Annotated in this window: 15 protein-coding genes; 5 read left to right on the plus strand and 10 right to left on the minus strand. The window is 35.5% G+C overall.

The genetic code is table 11. From position 1 onward, the window contains the following. Window positions 1-69: 69 nt before the first annotated feature. The 5 genes from JI747_RS17170 to thrA form a co-directional block, all read right to left on the minus strand. On the minus strand, window positions 70-1,443 hold the full coding sequence (locus JI747_RS17170; protein ID WP_225690100.1) for a DUF4403 family protein: 1,374 nt from the start codon (window positions 1,441-1,443) through the stop codon (window positions 70-72). Window positions 1,444-1,470: 27 nt separating this feature from the next. Then, window positions 1,471-1,839 (minus strand): dihydroneopterin aldolase, encoded by a 369-nt coding sequence (gene folB / locus JI747_RS17175; RefSeq protein ID WP_225690101.1) that lies wholly within the window; start codon window positions 1,837-1,839, stop codon window positions 1,471-1,473. Window positions 1,840-1,845: 6 nt separating this feature from the next. Continuing rightward, entirely contained in the window at window positions 1,846-3,150 is a 1,305-nt protein-coding gene (gene thrC / locus JI747_RS17180) for a threonine synthase (protein WP_225690102.1), read from the minus strand. A 75-nt stretch (window positions 3,151-3,225) separates the two neighbouring features. Then, window positions 3,226-4,149, minus strand: coding sequence for a homoserine kinase (locus tag JI747_RS17185; protein WP_225690103.1), 924 nt, complete (start codon window positions 4,147-4,149; stop codon window positions 3,226-3,228). A 10-nt stretch (window positions 4,150-4,159) separates the two neighbouring features. Then, window positions 4,160-6,610, minus strand: coding sequence for a bifunctional aspartate kinase/homoserine dehydrogenase I (gene thrA / locus JI747_RS17190; protein ID WP_225690104.1), 2,451 nt, complete (start codon window positions 6,608-6,610; stop codon window positions 4,160-4,162). A 366-nt stretch (window positions 6,611-6,976) separates the two neighbouring features. Here thrA and JI747_RS17195 point away from each other — a divergent pair, with 366 nt between their 5' ends. Genes JI747_RS17195 through JI747_RS17210 form a run of 4 tightly spaced genes read left to right on the plus strand, consistent with a single transcriptional unit; the run spans window position 6,977 to window position 7,801 of the window. Continuing rightward, on the plus strand, window positions 6,977-7,162 hold the full coding sequence (locus JI747_RS17195; protein WP_225690105.1) for a bacteriocin-like protein: 186 nt from the start codon (window positions 6,977-6,979) through the stop codon (window positions 7,160-7,162). A 33-nt stretch (window positions 7,163-7,195) separates the two neighbouring features. Further along, complete coding sequence (locus JI747_RS17200) at window positions 7,196-7,381, plus strand: bacteriocin-like protein (protein WP_225690106.1); 186 nt, start codon at window positions 7,196-7,198, stop codon at window positions 7,379-7,381. 17 nt (window positions 7,382-7,398) lie between these two features. Then, window positions 7,399-7,611 (plus strand): bacteriocin-like protein, encoded by a 213-nt coding sequence (locus tag JI747_RS17205; protein WP_225690107.1) that lies wholly within the window; start codon window positions 7,399-7,401, stop codon window positions 7,609-7,611. A gap of 7 nt (window positions 7,612-7,618) precedes the next feature. Beyond that, complete coding sequence (locus tag JI747_RS17210; RefSeq protein WP_039368010.1) at window positions 7,619-7,801, plus strand: hypothetical protein; 183 nt, start codon at window positions 7,619-7,621, stop codon at window positions 7,799-7,801. Window positions 7,802-7,998: 197 nt separating this feature from the next. On the opposite strand, the gene nadA is transcribed toward JI747_RS17210, so the two are convergent. From nadA to JI747_RS17225, 3 genes are all read right to left on the minus strand, one after another. Continuing rightward, complete coding sequence (nadA, locus tag JI747_RS17215) at window positions 7,999-9,018, minus strand: quinolinate synthase NadA (protein ID WP_225690108.1); 1,020 nt, start codon at window positions 9,016-9,018, stop codon at window positions 7,999-8,001. A gap of 120 nt (window positions 9,019-9,138) precedes the next feature. Continuing rightward, entirely contained in the window at window positions 9,139-9,702 is a 564-nt protein-coding gene (gene gmk / locus JI747_RS17220) for a guanylate kinase (RefSeq protein ID WP_225690109.1), read from the minus strand. A gap of 72 nt (window positions 9,703-9,774) precedes the next feature. Next, window positions 9,775-10,632, minus strand: coding sequence for a YicC/YloC family endoribonuclease (locus JI747_RS17225; RefSeq protein WP_225690110.1), 858 nt, complete (start codon window positions 10,630-10,632; stop codon window positions 9,775-9,777). 185 nt (window positions 10,633-10,817) lie between these two features. On the opposite strand from JI747_RS17225, the gene miaA reads away from it, so the two are divergent. Then, window positions 10,818-11,738 (plus strand): tRNA (adenosine(37)-N6)-dimethylallyltransferase MiaA, encoded by a 921-nt coding sequence (gene miaA, locus JI747_RS17230; protein WP_225690111.1) that lies wholly within the window; start codon window positions 10,818-10,820, stop codon window positions 11,736-11,738. 318 nt (window positions 11,739-12,056) lie between these two features. Here the strand turns inward: miaA and JI747_RS17235 are convergent, their stop codons facing one another. After that, window positions 12,057-13,469 carry an efflux transporter outer membrane subunit gene (locus JI747_RS17235; protein ID WP_225690112.1) on the minus strand — a complete coding sequence of 471 codons (1,413 nt, stop codon included), beginning with the start codon at window positions 13,467-13,469 and terminating at the stop codon, window positions 12,057-12,059. Window positions 13,470-13,823: 354 nt separating this feature from the next. Next, a complete protein-coding gene (locus JI747_RS17240) occupies window positions 13,824-17,006 on the minus strand; it encodes an efflux RND transporter permease subunit (RefSeq protein WP_225690113.1) in 3,183 nt (1,060 codons plus the stop codon). Window positions 17,007-17,026: the final 20 nt, after the last annotated feature.

Below are 17,026 nucleotides of genomic sequence, written 5' to 3' on the forward strand. Positions count from 1 at the left end.
CATTCTTTTTATCTTGTTTATCAATGGGATAAATTTATAAAAAATGACTTATTGCAAGTAGAGGTTATATTAAATTCCGGCAAGAGTGAGTTTTAACGAAGCATTTGTATCGATAACAGCCGTAATCGCCGATGATGTTAGAAAAATTTTTGTTGGTTTAAGATTAAAAACTCTTCCGCTCATTTTTAATCCTTTGTAATATTCTTTGTTGAAAGCTTCTTCAATGCTTTTTTTCGAACTGTTTTCAAGATCCTGTGTAGGAATACCGTATTCTTCCTCAATCATTTTTACAATTTTTCCCTGAAATAAGACAGAGGCTGTTTTTTGTAAGAAATTGGATGTTTTAAGTTTGAATTTGGTCTGTGAAAGAACAATTTTCTTTTTCGTTTCATCATACACCGGAATTCCGGAAATAATAGTTGTCCCTTTTATATATCCTTCTGTTTGGGCTTCGATCATAATTTTATCATCGATTCCGTACACCCGAATATCAGTAATTTTCACTTTTGAATCTCGGATATCAAACTCTTTATTCAAAAACGTTTTTCTTGCAATATTACTGGCTTCTGTATAAGGAATATTTGCAGTGGTCTGTAACAAGAAATTATCAGCCAAATTTGGTGAAAAGTTAAAATTTGAAGCTGTCTTTATAGGTTGTGAAGCTTCCGGTTTTGTTCCTGTAAAGGTTTCGGAATAAATATCAATTCCGATATTGGTATTGATCTGATTGGCATAAAACTTTAAAGGTGTGATGTTTACTGTAATAGGAGAGACTTTCAGCCATGTATTATATTCTTCAGAAATATTGAACGGATTCGAAAAAACATTCCATGCCATCACTGCATATTGCTGAAAGTTAAGCTGTGTAGCCATTTGCTGATCAATGGTTTTGCAGAATTTTTGCTGTTGCTCAACCAGACTTTTTTCTACCAAAGAGGTAATAGGAATCTGAATTCTGCCGTAATCTAAAACAGGTTTTGTTACCCATTTGAAACCATTCGGCTTTGTACTCGTAGCGATTGTCCAGTTATTTTGAAAATTTAAGGTGGTATTAAAGTACATCACGGTTTCAAAAGTCGTTTCCTGATACGTGTAAACTCCCAGTGTTCCAATCCCTTTTTCTGCCCATATTTTTAAAGGAACTTCAATTAAAATATTTTGATTGGCTCCTCCTACTAATCGTATAGGACGGGTTTTCCAGACTTTTACTTTAAACTGGTCGTTGTTGTTATCCGTATAAGAATCATCCTGATAAATAAGTTCTTTTACAGAAGCATTGATCATATTGCTGATTTCCGAAAGAGGAATCGTTACAGGCATTGTAATATTAGACTTTATCTTCGGAAAATTGTAAGCTACCGGCTGGTTCTCGACATTTGTTTGTCCAAAAGTACTGATGAAAGCCAGTAAAAATAATATTTTGATGAATTTCAAGTGTTTCAATTTTAGAAAGTAAAATTAGGAAATAAATTAATTTTCAGGCTTAAAGCTTTTTTCCAGTTCGATACTTGCGCCTTTCATTTCGCCCTGCATAGGAGGAGCTGTTTTTGTAATCTTTAATTTGATATAGTCGATCTGTGAAAATTTATCATGGATTTTATAAATGATTCGTCCGGCTACATGTTCTAATAATTTAGATTTGATCTTCATTTCATCATGGATGATCTGGTTAATATCTGCATAACTTATCGTATCGTTCAAATCATCGGATTCTGCAGCTTTCCATAAATCGGTGTGAAGCTCCACATTGAGAAGGTAATACGTTCCAATGATATTCTCTTCTGGAAGAACACCGTGATAGGCATATATTTTTACGTTTTCAAGATAAATCTTGCTCATGTTTTTCTAATTTTTATTCAGCAAAAATCGTTTTAATTCAGCAAAATCCGGTTGTATTTCGGTACTTTTTTTCTCCTTCTTCATTAAATTTTCTAAAGATTCAGGAAGGTCAATTTTAATTGAGACTGCCTTCTCCACTGCATCAGGAAATTTTACAGGATGCGCTGTTCCCAAAATAAACCCTTTTTTACCCTGATTTTCTTTCAAATATTGTTCCATTGCGGTGTAAGCAACGGCACTGTGAGGTTCGAGCAGGTAATTGTATTTCAAATAAACTTCTTTGATGGTTTGTAACGTTTTCTCATCATCGATAGAGTAGCCTGTAATTTTATTTTTTAAATCTTCAAAATGATGGTCAAAAAGCTCGAGAACTCTGATGAAATTGCTCGGATTTCCCACATCCATCGCATTAGAAAGGGTTGCAACTGTTTCTTTTAATTCCATTTTTTGCGTCTTTAAATAATTCGGAACAACATCATTTTCGTTACAGGCAGCAATGAAATGTTCAACAGGAAGTCCTCGAAAATGGGTTAGAATTCCTGCGCAAATATTTCCAAAATTTCCACTGGGAACACAAATGACAGGATTCTCTTTTTCAAATTTCTGCCATTGTTTTAAAGCTAATAAATAATAAATCTGCTGAGGAAGCCATCTCGCTACATTAATAGAATTCGCCGAAGTCAAAAATAAAGCAGAATGTATTTCTTCATCTGAAAAAGCCTGTTTTACCAAATTCTGGCAATCATCAAAACTGCCGTCAACTTCCAGCGCAGAAATATTCTCACCCCAAGCTGTCAATTGTTGTTCCTGAACTTCACTCACCCGGTTTTTTGGATAAAGAATAACCACATCAATATTTTCAGCGTTGTAAAACCCATGAGAAACTGCACCTCCCGTGTCTCCGGAAGTGGCTACCAAAACCGTTACTTTTTTATTTTCATCTTTCAGAAAATAAGAGAGACAGCGGCTCATGAATCTTGCGCCAATATCTTTAAAAGCTAAAGTTGGGCCATGAAAAAGTTCTAATGAATATATATTTTCATTGATTTTTTTCAAAGGAATTTTAAAGTTGATGGTTTCCGAAACGATTTCCTTTAAAATATCAAACGGAATTTCATCTCCAACAAAATCTTTCATGCATCGAAAAGCTATTTCTTCATCGGAATATTGTGGTAGGTTTTCTATAAATTCCAGATCAAACTGTGGAATAAATTCAGGAAAGAACAACCCTTTTTCTTTTCCCTGTCCTTGTATGGTAGCTGTTTTAAAATCAACAACTTCTGTTTTATCTTTTAAATTATAATATTTCATTAGTTTATATTTTGTGAATAATTTTTTAACATTGAGATTGAAAATTCTTAATGTTGAGATGAATTTGAGATACTCTTAATCTTCAATGATTTTAATTCCTGATGGGTTTATTTTTGAAACATAGACGAAACTCTCTATGTCGATTTCATTATAAACAGATTTCATCATTTCTGCAATGTTATGTGAAATTTCTTCTTTTTCCGAAAGCATAAAAATCGATGGTCCTGAACCTGAAATTCCGCCACCTAAAGCACCCAGTTTTAAACTTTTTTCCTTGATCTCACTAAACTTCGGAATCAAAATACTTCTTACAGGTTCTACGATAACATCGTTCAGACTTCTGCCGATCAATTTAAAATCATTATTCTGAATTCCTGCAACCAGTCCTGCAATATTTCCCCATTGTTCTATTGCATCTTTCAACAGAATATTTTTCTTTAAAATCTGTCTTGCGTCGGAAGTTTTTACTTCAACCTGCGGATGAACAGCAGTTACAAATAAATCAGGAGAATTCAGCGGAATAATATCAATCGGATTTGAAGATTTAACTAAAGTTATTCCACCAAAAATGCAGGGAGCAATATTATCAGCATGTTTCACCCCTGAAGCTAATTCTTCTCCAAACATTGCAAAATGTACAAGTTCTTCTCTGGTGAAAATATTTCCTAATAATTTATTGGCTCCAACAGCGGCTCCGGCTGCACTTGCCGCACTGGAACCCAGTCCGCTTCCCGGTTTTATTTTTTTATTAATGATGACTTCAAAACCGTTTTTCAAGTTCAAATACTCCTGAATTTTTAATAAAACGACTCCGGCAACATTTTGTGAGGGTTCTTCCGGTAATTTGAAATGGTCTGTATGTTTGATGATAATTTCAGGAGTTTCCAGTAATCGTAATTCCATTTTATCAAACGGTTCATGGATGGGCATTCCTAAAATATCGAATCCGCAAACCAGATTGGCAACTGTTGCAGGAACTTGTAATTTTACTTTTTTCATAATTAAAAATTTAAATGGAACGTACAATATCAGCGAAAACTCCGCTTGCGGTAACTTCTGCACCGGCTCCTGCGCCTTTCACAACTAAAGGCTGTTCAGAATATCTTGATGTTTTAAAAATCACAATATTATCTTTTCCATACAAATGAAAAAGGTCACTTTCCGGAGCAATGTGCTGTAATCCAACCTTTGCTTTTCCGTTTTTAAATTCAGCAACATATTTTAAAATTTTTCCGTCATTTTTAGCTTTTTCCAATACATTTTTAAAATGACTTTCATATTTAAACAAGGCTTTGTAAAAATCTTCTACATTGCCTTTCATGCATTCTTCAGGAAGGAAACTTTCGTTTTCAATTTCATTAAATTCAAGGGCGTATCCTGCTTCTCTGGCTAGAATTAAAATTTTTCGGGCAACGTCTGTTCCTGCTAAATCCAGTCTTGGATCGGGTTCCGTGTACCCTTCTTTTTGTGCCTGCGCAACGATTTCAGAAAATGGTTGGCTTCCATCATAATTATTAAAAACAAAATTCAGAGTTCCGCTCAAAACTGCCTGAATCGAAGTAATCTTATCGCCACTTCTTATCAGATCATTAATCGTTCCGATGATGGGAAGTCCGGCTCCGACATTGGTTTCAAAGAAAAATCTGCAGCTGTGATTTCGGGCAATGTTTTTTAAATTTTTATAGTTTTCAAAATCTGAAGAAGCGGCAATTTTATTGCAGGCCACAATATTTACACTCTTTTTTAGCAGTTTTTCATAAATATTCGGAACTTCAGAACTTGCGGTAACATCTACAAAAACAGAGTTTCTTAAATTTCGTGAAATAATTTCCTGAGCAAATTTCTCAGCAGAAGCTTCTTCGCTATTTTGATTGAAGTCCTCAAATTCGTTTTCTAAAATTCCTTGATCTGAGAAAATCATGTTACGGCTATTGGAAAGTCCGGCAATTCTTAAATTCACCAAAAGATTTTCTTTTAGATATTCGTTCTGATCATAGATCTGCTGAATCAATTTCTTCCCGACATTTCCTGTTCCGCAGATGTAAAGATGAACCTGTTTTATTTCCGACTCGAAAAATTCTTCATGCAAAACATTGACTGCTTTTTTGATGTCTTTTTCGGAAATAACAATGCTGATGTTTTTCTCTGAAGAACCCTGCGCAATTGCACGGATATTGATTCCATTATTTCCCAGACAGCCAAACATTTTTGCACTTACACCGCTTCTGCTTTTCATATTTTCTCCTACTAAAGCGACGATGGCAAGATGGTTTTCAATTTTTACCGGTTCAACTTTTTTTAATTTTAAATCATCTTCAAAAGCGAGATCAATAGCATTTTTTGCTTTAAAAATATCCTTTTCATGAATGGCAACCGTGATGGAATGTTCAGAAGAGCTTTGTGTAATGAGAATAACATTCACCTTTTCATTGCTTAAGCATTGAAATAATTTTGCTGAAAATCCCGGAATTCCAATCATTCCGCTTCCTTCTAATGTCAATAATGTAATGTGACTCATATTTGAAATTCCAACAGCAATCTGTTGATTTTCAGGATTTATTTTTTCTAATTGATGAGAAATTAATGTTCCTGTTGCTTCCGGATCAAAAGTATTTTTAATTCTTAAATCAATATTTTTCACCATGACCGGTTGAATAGTAGGCGGATACAGAACTTTTGCTCCAAAATGAGAAAGTTCCATGGCTTCAGCATACGAAATTTCAGGAATTGGTTTTGCATTAGAAACCAATCGCGGATCGGAAGTCATCATTCCGCTTACATCTGTCCAGATCTGAAGTTCATCCGCGTCAATTGCCGAAGCAATGATAGCTGCAGTATAGTCCGAACCGCCTCGTCCCAACGTTGTAGAATTGCCTTTTTCATCTTTAGCAATAAATCCGGGAGCGATGATCATTTGATTTTTATTTTCGTTTAAAAATTGTAAAAGATTCTTTTCTGTAGCTTCAAAATTTACTTTTGCATGGGTGTAATTACTATTAGTGATAATATTTTCGGAAGAGTTCATCCAAACGGCATCAAGTCCTTCGAATTGTAATCTTGCTGCGATGATGTTTGAGGATAGAAATTCGCCGTAAGAAGTTATTTTGTCTTTAATTTTATCCGTAAATTCTCCCAAGACGAAAATTCCGTTGCAGATATCTTCGATGTCATTAAAATGTTTTTTAACAAAGCTCAACCATGAACTTTGATCTAAAATAGGAATCAATTCTTTGACTAAATCTAAATGTTTTTCTTCAAGGTTTTTAATAATTTGAAGATAGTTTTCATTGTTTTGAGAAGCTGATTCTGCTGCTTTTATCAATTGATCTGTTACACCATGAAGTGCAGAAACTACGACAATGACCCTATTTTTCAGAGATTCTTTTTTTACAATATCTTCGACCTTCAATATATTTTTGGTATTGGAGACAGAAGTTCCGCCAAATTTTAAAACTTTCATTATGTTTTATTTTAAGTTATGGAAAATGAAATTTTACTCTTCAGAAAAAGAGTACACGCGCGTGAATGATATGTGAAAATTTACCCCGTTATGGGGTAGTCGTAGTTGTAGTTGTTGTAGCAATAATAGAAACAAAATTTCCTTCCGAAATAGAGAAATTCGGAGTAGAAATATCAGATATGTTTCTTAAATAATTCATTGCTGCTTGAACAAATGTACAAATTATTTTGAAACATGAATTAAGTTTTGTATCAAATAGTATTTATTGAATACAATTTAACATAAAATAATATTTATCAATAGGTTGTGATTTAATTAGTTTAATTGTCTATTTTTAAATAAGTTAAACCAATAAAATAAAATACTATGAAAAATCTAAAAAAATTGGACAGACAAAACTTAAAAACAATTAACGGAGCAGGAACCTGCAATTATACTTGTCCTCCCGGACCTTATGGTCCCGGTTTTCCAAAATCCTGTGCAGACTATGATGCTTTGCCAGAATGTTGTAAGTCTAAAGTGTTGCTAAGCTACGAATGTTCTCTTGATTAAGATTTATACTGTAACCATCAAAAACTATTTACTATGAAAAATTTTAAAAAAATGAACAGAGAGAATCTAAAAGAGATTTTGGGAGGAGTGAATCACGAATGTAATATTGATTCTGATTGTGCTACGATTCCTGGATGTGGTATTTGCACTTTGTTTATGAAAAAACGAGTTTGTATTATGTTTTCTTATGATCCTGTAACTAATAGTTGTCCAGGATAAAATAAAATTAAACGACTATGAAAAATTTACAAAAATTAAGCAGACGAAATTTAGAACAGATCAACGGGGCAGGAATTCCTCCAATTTCACATTGTAATGGATGTCCGACAGGAGCTTTTGGCCCCGGAAGTAACCATTCTTATTCTTGTGAAGCCTATTGGAATCTCCATGAAACCTGTAGAAATTGTGTGTTGGTAAGTATGGAATGTTTTGAAATCATTAAAGAATAAAATAAATATGAAAAAATTAACAAGATCAGCATTAAAGAATATCAAAGGTGCTTTAACCTGTTCAGGCTGTCCTGTCGGAAATAATTACGGAACGGGTCCTGAATATTCCAATACCTGTGCGCAATATTTTGCACTGTCTTACAATTGTCAGATGTGCGTAGATGTAAGTGCAGACTGTTTTGAAAATTAATTTTGGCGACTCTATACAATTTCACACCATTGTCATTCCGACGAAAGAAGAACCTCATGATAGCTTAGATTCTTCATTTCACTGCGTTACATTCAGAATGACAGAGTCATCATAATTAAGACAGCAGAATTCATGTAAAATTGTATATAATTACCTTAATTTAAAAAAAAAGCACTGTGAAAAACAGTGCTTTTGATTTATTTTATGCTTTTTGAAAGATCAAGCATAGCTTCGATTGGTTTTAATGCTCTTAGTCTTAAATCTTCATCGATCAGAATCTCAGGGAGTTCATATTTCATACATAAGTACAGCTTTTCCATTGTATTACGCTTCATGTAGAAACATTCTGAACAGTTACAGGTTTCGTCAAAAACCAAAGCTGGAATCAATTCTTTATGGGGTGCACGTTTTTTCATTTCGTGCAGAATTCCTTCTTCTGTTGCAATGATAAATCTCTGACAGTCATCTTTTTGTACGTAATCCAGTAATGCAGAAGTCGAACCTATAAAGTGAGCTAATTTCAAAACAGATTCTTCACTTTCCGGGTGTGCAATCAATTTAGCATCCGGATTGTCTGCCAATTGTTTTGCGATTCTTTCCATTGAAAATGCTTCGTGAACGATGCAGCTTCCGTCCCAAAGAATCATATCACGTCCTGTTTTTTGAGATAGATATCTTCCTAAATTTTTATCAGGAGCGAAAATAATCGGTCTGTCTTTTGGAAGTGCTTCAATTACGGTTTCAGCATTTGAACTGGTAACGATGATGTCACTTTCAGCTTTTGTTTCTGCATTACAGTTGATGTAAGTTGCCACTAAAGCGTTCGGATGCTGTTCTCGCATTTTTCTTAAGCCTTCTCCTGAGCAACCGTCTGCTAAAGAGCATCCTGCCATTGTATCGGGAAGAACAACTTTTTTGGTAGGATTCAGAATTTTTGCTGCTTCAGCCATGAAATGGACTCCGCAGAAAACAATCATATCGGCATTTGTATCTTTTGCCTGTCTTGCCAGTTGCAGGGAATCTCCCAGAAAATCGGCAATATCTTGAATTTCTCCAGGTTGGTAATAATGCGCTAAGATCACCGCATTTTTTTCTTCTTTCAATTTAAGAATTGCTTGTACAAGCTCTTCTCCTTGAGGAATTACCAAATCTTTAATATCCAGAAATCCTTTTACAGGAATGGTAGATTTAGCTTTTTCTAATGTTTCGGTACTCATATCAACCTCAATGTTTTAGAATTAGAAATTAGAAGTGAGAAATTAGAAGTGAGAAGTTGAAATGTTTGAATTATATACTGTCATCAAACTTTCATCATCCAGCTTCAGTCTCCCAGCTAATTAATTTCCAATAAAATTTTTTATTAAACTTTCTATTTCTCTTTTTGCTTCATCTAAATCTGTGTTGATGACGATTTTGTCAAATTCATCAGCATAAGACATTTCTTCTTCTGCTTTTGCTACACGGGTTTTGATGGTTTCTGCATCATCTGTGTTTCTTGAAATCAATCTTCGTTCCAACTCTTCAATGGAAGGCGGTTCAATGAAAATTGACAGTGCTTTTTCTCCAAAATATTTTTTCAGGGAAATTCCGCCTTTCACATCTACATCGAAAATTACTACTTTTCCTTGGCTCCAGATCTTTTCAACTTCTGATTTTAAAGTACCGTAATATTTATCAGTATATACCTCTTCAAATTCTACAAAAGCATCTTCCGCTATTTTTTCTCTGAATTCATCGGGCGTTAAAAAATGATAATCTACAGCATGCATTTCACTTCCTCTCGGCTGTCTCGTCGTGCAGGAAATTGAGAACTGCAGTTCATCAAAAACCTCCAAAGAATGTTTTACTAATGTAGTTTTTCCGCTTCCAGACGGTGCTGAAAATATGATAACTTTATCCATATGGTTGTTGGTTGTCTGTTTCTGGTTGATAGCTTTAAAACAAACAACAATCAACCAAAAACAAACAACTAATTATAATACGTTTAACGTTTGTTCTTTAATTTTTTCCAAATCGTCTTTCATCATCACTACCAGTTTCTGGATTTGGGCATGATTGGCTTTTGAACCTAAAGTATTGATTTCACGACCGATCTCCTGAGAAATAAAACCAAGTTTTTTCCCGTTGAAATCTTCATTATCCATTACTTCCTGATAATATTTCAGGTGCTGAGTCAGTCTTACTTTTTCCTCAGAAATATCTAATTTTTCTGTGAAATAGGCCATTTCCTGATAAAAACGGGTTTCATCCACATTTTCAAATTCTTTTAACGTTTTCTGATAACGTTCTCTTACAGAACCAATTCTTTCTTCTTCAAAAGGAATGACTTCAGCCAGGTTTTTATCAATATTTTTAATATTTCTTTCTAATTCTTCGTGCAGAATTTTACCTTCTGTTTTTCTGAATTCCTCGAAACGATTCACTGCATTATTAACAATTTTTGCCAGTGCTTCCCATTCACCTTCCGACAATTCGTCTGGTCTGGAAGTGATCGCATCCGGAAGTCTTACCGCCATTTTTAGATATTCGAAATCTGGTCCGTCAGAAGCAATATTTCGAAGTTCATTGATATAAGACTCGATTAAACCTTTATTGATTTTTACATCATTGGTCTCCTCAAGATTTTCTATATTGATGTAGCAGTCTACTTTTCCACGGATTATTCTATCATTAAGAATTTTTCTGATTTCAAATTCTTTTTCTTTATAACGCAAAGGAATTTTAATATTCAAATCAAAGCTTTTGCTGTTCAGTGATTTGATATCTATTGAAATTTTTTTTCCTTCAAAAACGTCTTCGGCTCTACCAAAGCCTGTCATTGATAAAATCATAGTTTTTTATTGTCGTACAAAGATAAACATTTAAGTGTATAGTTTGACTAATGTTGAATGGTTGGAAGTAGGATGCGGGAAGCGAGAAGATTGTCATGGATATAAACTATGTCGAGTTTTAACTTCTATCTTCAGACTTCCATCTTACAGCAAATTAAATAAACTCATTTTCGTAATTTAGCGCTGTGAAAAAGAAAAATTTGATTTCTGTAGTAGGACCCACTGGAATTGGTAAAACGAGATTGGCAATTGATTTGGCAAAACATTTCAATACAGAGATTATTTCCTGTGATTCCCGACAGTTTTTTAGAGGAATGGAAATCGGTACTGCAGCACCTTCAGCAGAAGAATTGGCGGAAGCACCTCATCATTTTATAGGAAACCTTTCTGTTCAGGAATATTATTCTATCGGGCAATATGAGGAAGATGCTTTAAAAAAGCTCCATGAACTTTTTGAAAATCACGATACGGTCATTTTGGTGGGAGGAAGTATGATGTATGAAAAAGCGTTAATTGAAGGGTTAAATGATTTGCCGGAAGCTGATGAAGAAAACCAGAAAAAACTACATGCGATTCTTGAAAACGAAGGAATTGAAAAACTTCAGGAAATCCTGAAAGAACTCGATCCTGAGTATTTTGCTGTTGTCGATTTTCATAATCACAGAAGACTTCTAAGAGCTATTGATGTCATTTGGCAGACGAATAAAAAATATTCTCAACAAATTGCGGTTTCACAAGATTCCAGAGATTTTAATTCTATCCGAATTGGAATTGAAGCACCCAGAGAAGAATTGTATGACAGAATCAACAGGAGAGTGGATATTATGATGGAAAAAGGCTTGTTGGAAGAAGCGAAAGGTCTTGAGGAATTTAAAGATTTAACTGCTTTGAAAACGGTTGGGTATTCAGAACTATTCAAATATTTTGATGGGGAATGGGATTTGGATTTTGCGGTTTCCGAGATTAAGAAAAACAGCAGAAGATATGCAAAACGTCAGTTGACTTGGTACCGAAAGGCGGATGATATTCATTATTTGCAACTGGGATATTCTCAGGAAGATTTTGATGGGCTGGTTGAGTATATTGATGAAAAGACTTTGCTGTAATTTTATTTCCCACAGATTTTTTTCTCTAAACCATTAAGATTTTTATTTAGGAGTTCAGATTATTAAGATGAGCTTTGCTTTTAAGGTAATGCTTATTAAAAATCTATCTGATTTTTCTTAATGAACTTAATACCTTAAATATTCTTAATGGTTGAAAAGGTTCAAGTATTGTCATTCTGACGAAGGAAGAATCTCTGCAAATATTTTATAAATTCTTCACTTTGTTCCGTTCAGAATAACAGAAAGGTAAAATCGTATTTCAACAAAAAAATGCGATCCCGAAAGACCGCATTCCATTAACAATATAATTTTAATTTACTACTTCCAACCGCCTCCTAACGCTCGGTACAAGTCTACAATACTGCTTAATCTCTGTCTTTTTACGGATGCAAGATTCAGCTCTGCCTGCAGAGAATTTCCCTGAGCTGTTATTACTTCTAAATAATTTGCCATTCCACCTTTGTATAGCATTTCGGCACTTTTAATTCCATTTTTTAAAGTGGCAACTTGTTCGGTTGCTTTTTGTTCCTGAACTTTTAAACTTTCATTAGAAACCAAAGCGTCAGAAACTTCACCCACTGCATTCAAAACAGACTGACGGAACGCCAAAACGTTTTTCTCTCTCTGGATTTTAGCCATATTTAAATCGGTTTTCAATTGTCTTTTCTGGAAAATAGGTTGAGTCAATCCTCCCAAAACAGATCCGAACAATGAAGCCGGAATCTGGAACCAGTTATCAATTTTAAATGAATTCACACCTCCGTTTGCTGTAATTTTCAACGAAGGATACATATTTGCCTGAGCAATTCCCACTACTGAATTTGATTCCAATAATACCAATTCCTGTTGGCGAACATCCGGACGACGGCTTACCATTGCTGCAGGAAGTCCTGCAGAAATATCTTGTGGTAAAGAAGTATCTGCCATTTCAATTGTTCTGGTGATTTTGTTTGGGTTTTCTCCAATTAAAATACTTAATGCATTTTCCTGAATCGCAATATTTTGTTCCAATTGAGTGATCAGAAGTTCTGTAGACTGCTTTTGAGCTGTTGCCTGCTGAACGCCTAAAGAAGTTGTATCGCCACTTTTCCACAATTTTTCTGTTAAAGAAAGAGTATTTGTGCTTAATTCTAAATTAGATTTTGCAATCTGGAGTTGTTTATCAAGCATCAATAAATTGTAGTAGCCTTGAGCAATAGCCGCAACTACCTGTGTCTGAATTGCTTTTGTTGCTTCATAAGTTTGCAGGTATTGCATTTTTGAAACTTCCTGCTGGTTTTTTATTTTTCCCCAAATATCAGCTTCCCAAGACAGGTTGAAAGCTGCATTATAATCTTCAACATAGCTTTTTCCTAAAAATAAGTTTAAGCTTTGCCCATTCATGCTGTTTTTTGAAGGCTTTGAAATCTGTGCAGAAACTCCGAAGCCAACATCCGGATATTGAAGGTATTTTGCCTGTTTCAGTTTTTCCTGTGAAGAAGCAACCTGTTTTAAGGCAATCTGTAAATCGTAATTGTTTTTAATCCCTTTTTCGATCAGATTTTGCAGCATAGGATCGCTGAAAAATTCTTTCCATTCGAGATTGGCAACGCTTGCTGTATCGGCGGTTGCCGTATAGTTGAACGTTTCGGGAAGGTCGAGTTCAGGCTCCTTGTATGCCAGTTTCGACACACAGGAGACGGAACCTAAAGCCAGTCCGAAAGCGATGATACCATTTATTATTCTTTTCATAATTTTTTTAATAAGCTTTTAATTGATAACAAAACTTTGAGAAGCTGTTGCAAAGAAATCTTTAGTAGGAGAAAATGCTTTGCTTATATGTAATAGTTTGAATAGTTTCTTCTCTATTTTTTATTCTGAAATTTTTTAATGCAAAGAAACATTTTAAGGTGAAAAATATTTGAGTGAGCAAAGTTGTAATCTATTCAATTGATTTTTAAGAAGTGAACTTTTTAAATCATTCAGCTTCATTAGCGATTTGTCGCTTTCTTTGCTCCTTTACAATATTTGGATCTAATAAATAAATCTTTGCGTTTAAAATCTTAGTTTAAATTAAAATCTCTCAAAGTTTTGTCAATCATTTTATTAATGAGCCGGACTTAAAAGTTCTTGCTCCAGTTTTTGTCTTTGAAGTCTTTTCTTTTTTCTGCTCGGCATTTTTTCGTGCAGGTATTGGAAAATCACAAACATTACAGGAATAATGAAAATCCCGAATACAACCCCTGTAAACATCCCACCAACAGTACTGATACCGATAGAATGGTTACCTTTTGCAGCCGCACCCTGTGACCAAACCAATGGTAACATTCCCACGATGAAGGCAAATGAAGTCATCAGAATCGGTCTTAAACGTAATCTTGATGCCTGTAGTGCTGCTTCAAGTAAAGTTCTTCCCGCATTTCTTCTCTGAACGGCAAATTCTACAATCAGAATCGCGTTTTTGGCGAGTAATCCGACGAGCATAATTAAACCAACCTGAACGTAAATATTATTATCAATTCCAGCTAATCCTGTGAAAGCAAATACTCCGAAAATCCCAGTAGGAATCGTTAAAATAACCGCAAACGGAAGAATATAACTTTCGTATTGCGCTGCCAATAAGAAATACACAAACAAGATACTCAGTGCAAAGATGAATGTGGTCTGTCCGCTTGTTTTGATTTCCTCACGGGTAATTCCTGTCCATTCATATCCGAAACCTCTTGGCAATGATTTCTGAGCCGTTTCTTCTACCGCTTTGATCGCATCTCCGGTACTGTAACCAGGTTTTGGTGTTCCGTTGATCGTAACAGCGTTGAACAAGTTGTTTCTTGTCACTGTTTCAGGTCCGAAAGTTCTTTTTAAAGTAACTAATGTTTTCACTGGCACCATTTCGCCGGATTTATTTTTAACATAAATTCCTTCCAGAGAATTTGCATCCGTACGATAAGGAATATCTGCCTGAGCCATTACTCTGTAATATTTTCCGAATCTGTTGAAATCTGAAACGAAACTACTTCCATAATAGATCTGCATGGTCTGCATTAATTCTGTGATAGAAACCCCAAGCTGATTGGCTTTGTCTGAATCTACATCAATTGTATATTGTGGGTTTCCGGCTGCATAGGTTGTAAAGGCAAATGCAATTTCCGGACGCTTCATCAGTTCTCCAATAAATGCCTGAGTGGTAGTTCCCAATTGCTCAAAAGATCCGTTGGTTTTATCCTGAAGCATAAATTCAAAACCGGAAACGTTACCAAATCCCTGTACAGTAGGGAAGTTGAAGAAAAAGGCATTGGCATCTTTTACCTGAGCAACTTTTCCTGTTAATCCTGCTGCAATCTGATCCGGATCGGTTATTTCACCACGTTTGTCATAGTCTTTCAATTTAATGAAACCTGCTGCATACGGAGAAGCATTGGAATTACTGATGAAGTTCATTCCATCGGCTACCCAAAGGTGATTTTTTGCTTTTTCCCCATTGATGATTTTATCAATCTGCTCTGTTGCTCTGTGTGTTCTGTCTAATGAACTTCCCGGAGGCGTATTCACTGCATACAAAACGAAACCTTGATCTTCAGTCGGAATAAATCCTGACGGAGCTTTATTGATTAAGAAAACACTACTTGCAATTAAAAGTGCTAAACCTCCGATGGCAACCCATTTGTTTTTAATTAAAAATTTTAAACTGTAAATGTATTTTCTTGTCATCTTGTTGAAGCTCGCATTGAATGCGTTGAAGAATCTTGCTCCAAAACCAGTCTTTTTACCATGTTCTCCATGCTGACCTTGAGGATCATTTAAAAGCATTGCACATAAAGCCGGACTTAACGTTAATGCATTAATCGCGGAAATCATGATTGCAATTGCCAGTGTAAAGGCAAACTGTCTGTAGAAAACTCCCGCAGGACCCTGCATAAAGCCAACCGGAATAAATACGGCACACATGACCAATGTAATAGAAATGATCGCACCGGAAATTTCACTCATCGAGCTCATGGTAGCATGCTCTACAGGCATTCCTGTATGTTCCATCTTGGAGTGAACGGCTTCTACCACAACGATGGCATCATCTACAACAATACCAATGGCGAGTACCAATGCAAACAAAGTCAACATATTAATACTGAACCCAAATAGCTGAAGGAAGAAGAAGGTACCGATAATCGCTACCGGAACGGCAATCGCAGGAATTAAAGTAGATCTGAAATCCTGAAGGAAAATATACACTACAATAAATACCAAGATAAAGGCAATCACTAAAGTTTCAACCACCTGATGAATAGATGCATCCAGGAAATCTTTTGAATTGTACATGATGATCGGTTCAACTCCTTTTGGAAGAGTCGTTTTCATCTGTTCAACCTGTTTTTCAATTTCAGTTAAGATTTCATTAGCGTTTGATCCTGCAGTTTGAAGGATCGCAAATCCCGCAACAGGTTTACCATCCACTCTGTTAGCAGCTGTGTACGTATAAGAACCGAATTCTACTCTTGCCACATCTTTCAGTCTTAGGAAAGAACCGTCGCTGTTTGCTTTGATGGCAATGTTTTCGTAGTCCTCGTTCTTGTTTAATTTCCCTTTATACTTTAAGATATATTCATAAGTTTCCTTACTTCCCTGTCCCAAACGGCCGGGAGCGGCTTCCAGGTTATGATCTTTCACGGCATTCAAAACTTCCTGTGGAGAAAGTCCGTTTGCTGCTAATCTATCTGGTTTCAGCCAAAGTCTCATTGAGTAATCTCTTGTTCCGAAAACCTGCGCCTGAGCAACACCCGGAATACGCTGGATCTGTGGAATTACGTTGATTTTCAGATAATTTTGCAGGAAAAGTTCATCATATTGTTTTGGGTCATCACTTGATAATCCCATGAACATAATCATACTGTTCTGAACTTTCTGCGTGGAAATTCCCGCCTGCACAACTTCCTGAGGAAGCTGGCTCATGGCTTTGGATACACGGTTCTGAACATTTACCGCTGCATTATCCGCATCTGAACCCTGTTTGAAAAATACAGTCAGAGACATGGTTCCGTCGTTACTCGAATTTGAGGTCATATACGTCATGTTCTCAACTCCGTTTACCGCTTCCTCGATAGGCGTTGCAACCGAACGGGCTACAACTTCCGCATTCGCCCCCGGATAAAAAGCCGTTACCTGAACGCTCGGTGGAGCAATATCCGGAAAGAGGGCAATCGGTAAATTAAAGAGGGACAGCGCTCCCAATAATAAGAGTATTATGGAGATGACCGTTGAAAGTACCGGTCTTTCTATAAATTGTTTTAACATAAGAAGTTTATTTTTTTAAG

Origin of the sequence: Chryseobacterium tagetis (genome assembly GCF_016735585.2) — a bacterium.
Lineage (GTDB): Bacteria > Bacteroidota > Bacteroidia > Flavobacteriales > Weeksellaceae > Chryseobacterium > Chryseobacterium tagetis.

Excerpts from the sequence above, each read along its gene's own strand:
- folB (WP_225690101.1), bottom strand. The coding sequence starts at position 1,839 with ATGAGCAAGATTTATCTTGAAAACGTAAAAATATATGCCTATCACGGT.
- thrC (WP_225690102.1), bottom strand. The coding sequence starts at position 3,150 with ATGAAATATTATAATTTAAAAGATAAAACAGAAGTTGTTGATTTTAAA.
- JI747_RS17185 (WP_225690103.1), bottom strand. The coding sequence starts at position 4,149 with ATGAAAAAAGTAAAATTACAAGTTCCTGCAACAGTTGCCAATCTGGTT.
- thrA (WP_225690104.1), bottom strand. The coding sequence starts at position 6,610 with ATGAAAGTTTTAAAATTTGGCGGAACTTCTGTCTCCAATACCAAAAAT.
- JI747_RS17195 (WP_225690105.1), top strand. The coding sequence starts at position 6,977 with ATGAAAAATCTAAAAAAATTGGACAGACAAAACTTAAAAACAATTAAC.
- JI747_RS17200 (WP_225690106.1), top strand. The coding sequence starts at position 7,196 with ATGAAAAATTTTAAAAAAATGAACAGAGAGAATCTAAAAGAGATTTTG.
- JI747_RS17205 (WP_225690107.1), top strand. The coding sequence starts at position 7,399 with ATGAAAAATTTACAAAAATTAAGCAGACGAAATTTAGAACAGATCAAC.
- JI747_RS17210 (WP_039368010.1), top strand. The coding sequence starts at position 7,619 with ATGAAAAAATTAACAAGATCAGCATTAAAGAATATCAAAGGTGCTTTA.
- nadA (WP_225690108.1), bottom strand. The coding sequence starts at position 9,018 with ATGAGTACCGAAACATTAGAAAAAGCTAAATCTACCATTCCTGTAAAA.
- gmk (WP_225690109.1), bottom strand. The coding sequence starts at position 9,702 with ATGGATAAAGTTATCATATTTTCAGCACCGTCTGGAAGCGGAAAAACT.
- JI747_RS17225 (WP_225690110.1), bottom strand. The coding sequence starts at position 10,632 with ATGATTTTATCAATGACAGGCTTTGGTAGAGCCGAAGACGTTTTTGAA.
- JI747_RS17235 (WP_225690112.1), bottom strand. The coding sequence starts at position 13,469 with ATGAAAAGAATAATAAATGGTATCATCGCTTTCGGACTGGCTTTAGGT.
- JI747_RS17240 (WP_225690113.1), bottom strand. The coding sequence starts at position 17,006 with ATGTTAAAACAATTTATAGAAAGACCGGTACTTTCAACGGTCATCTCC.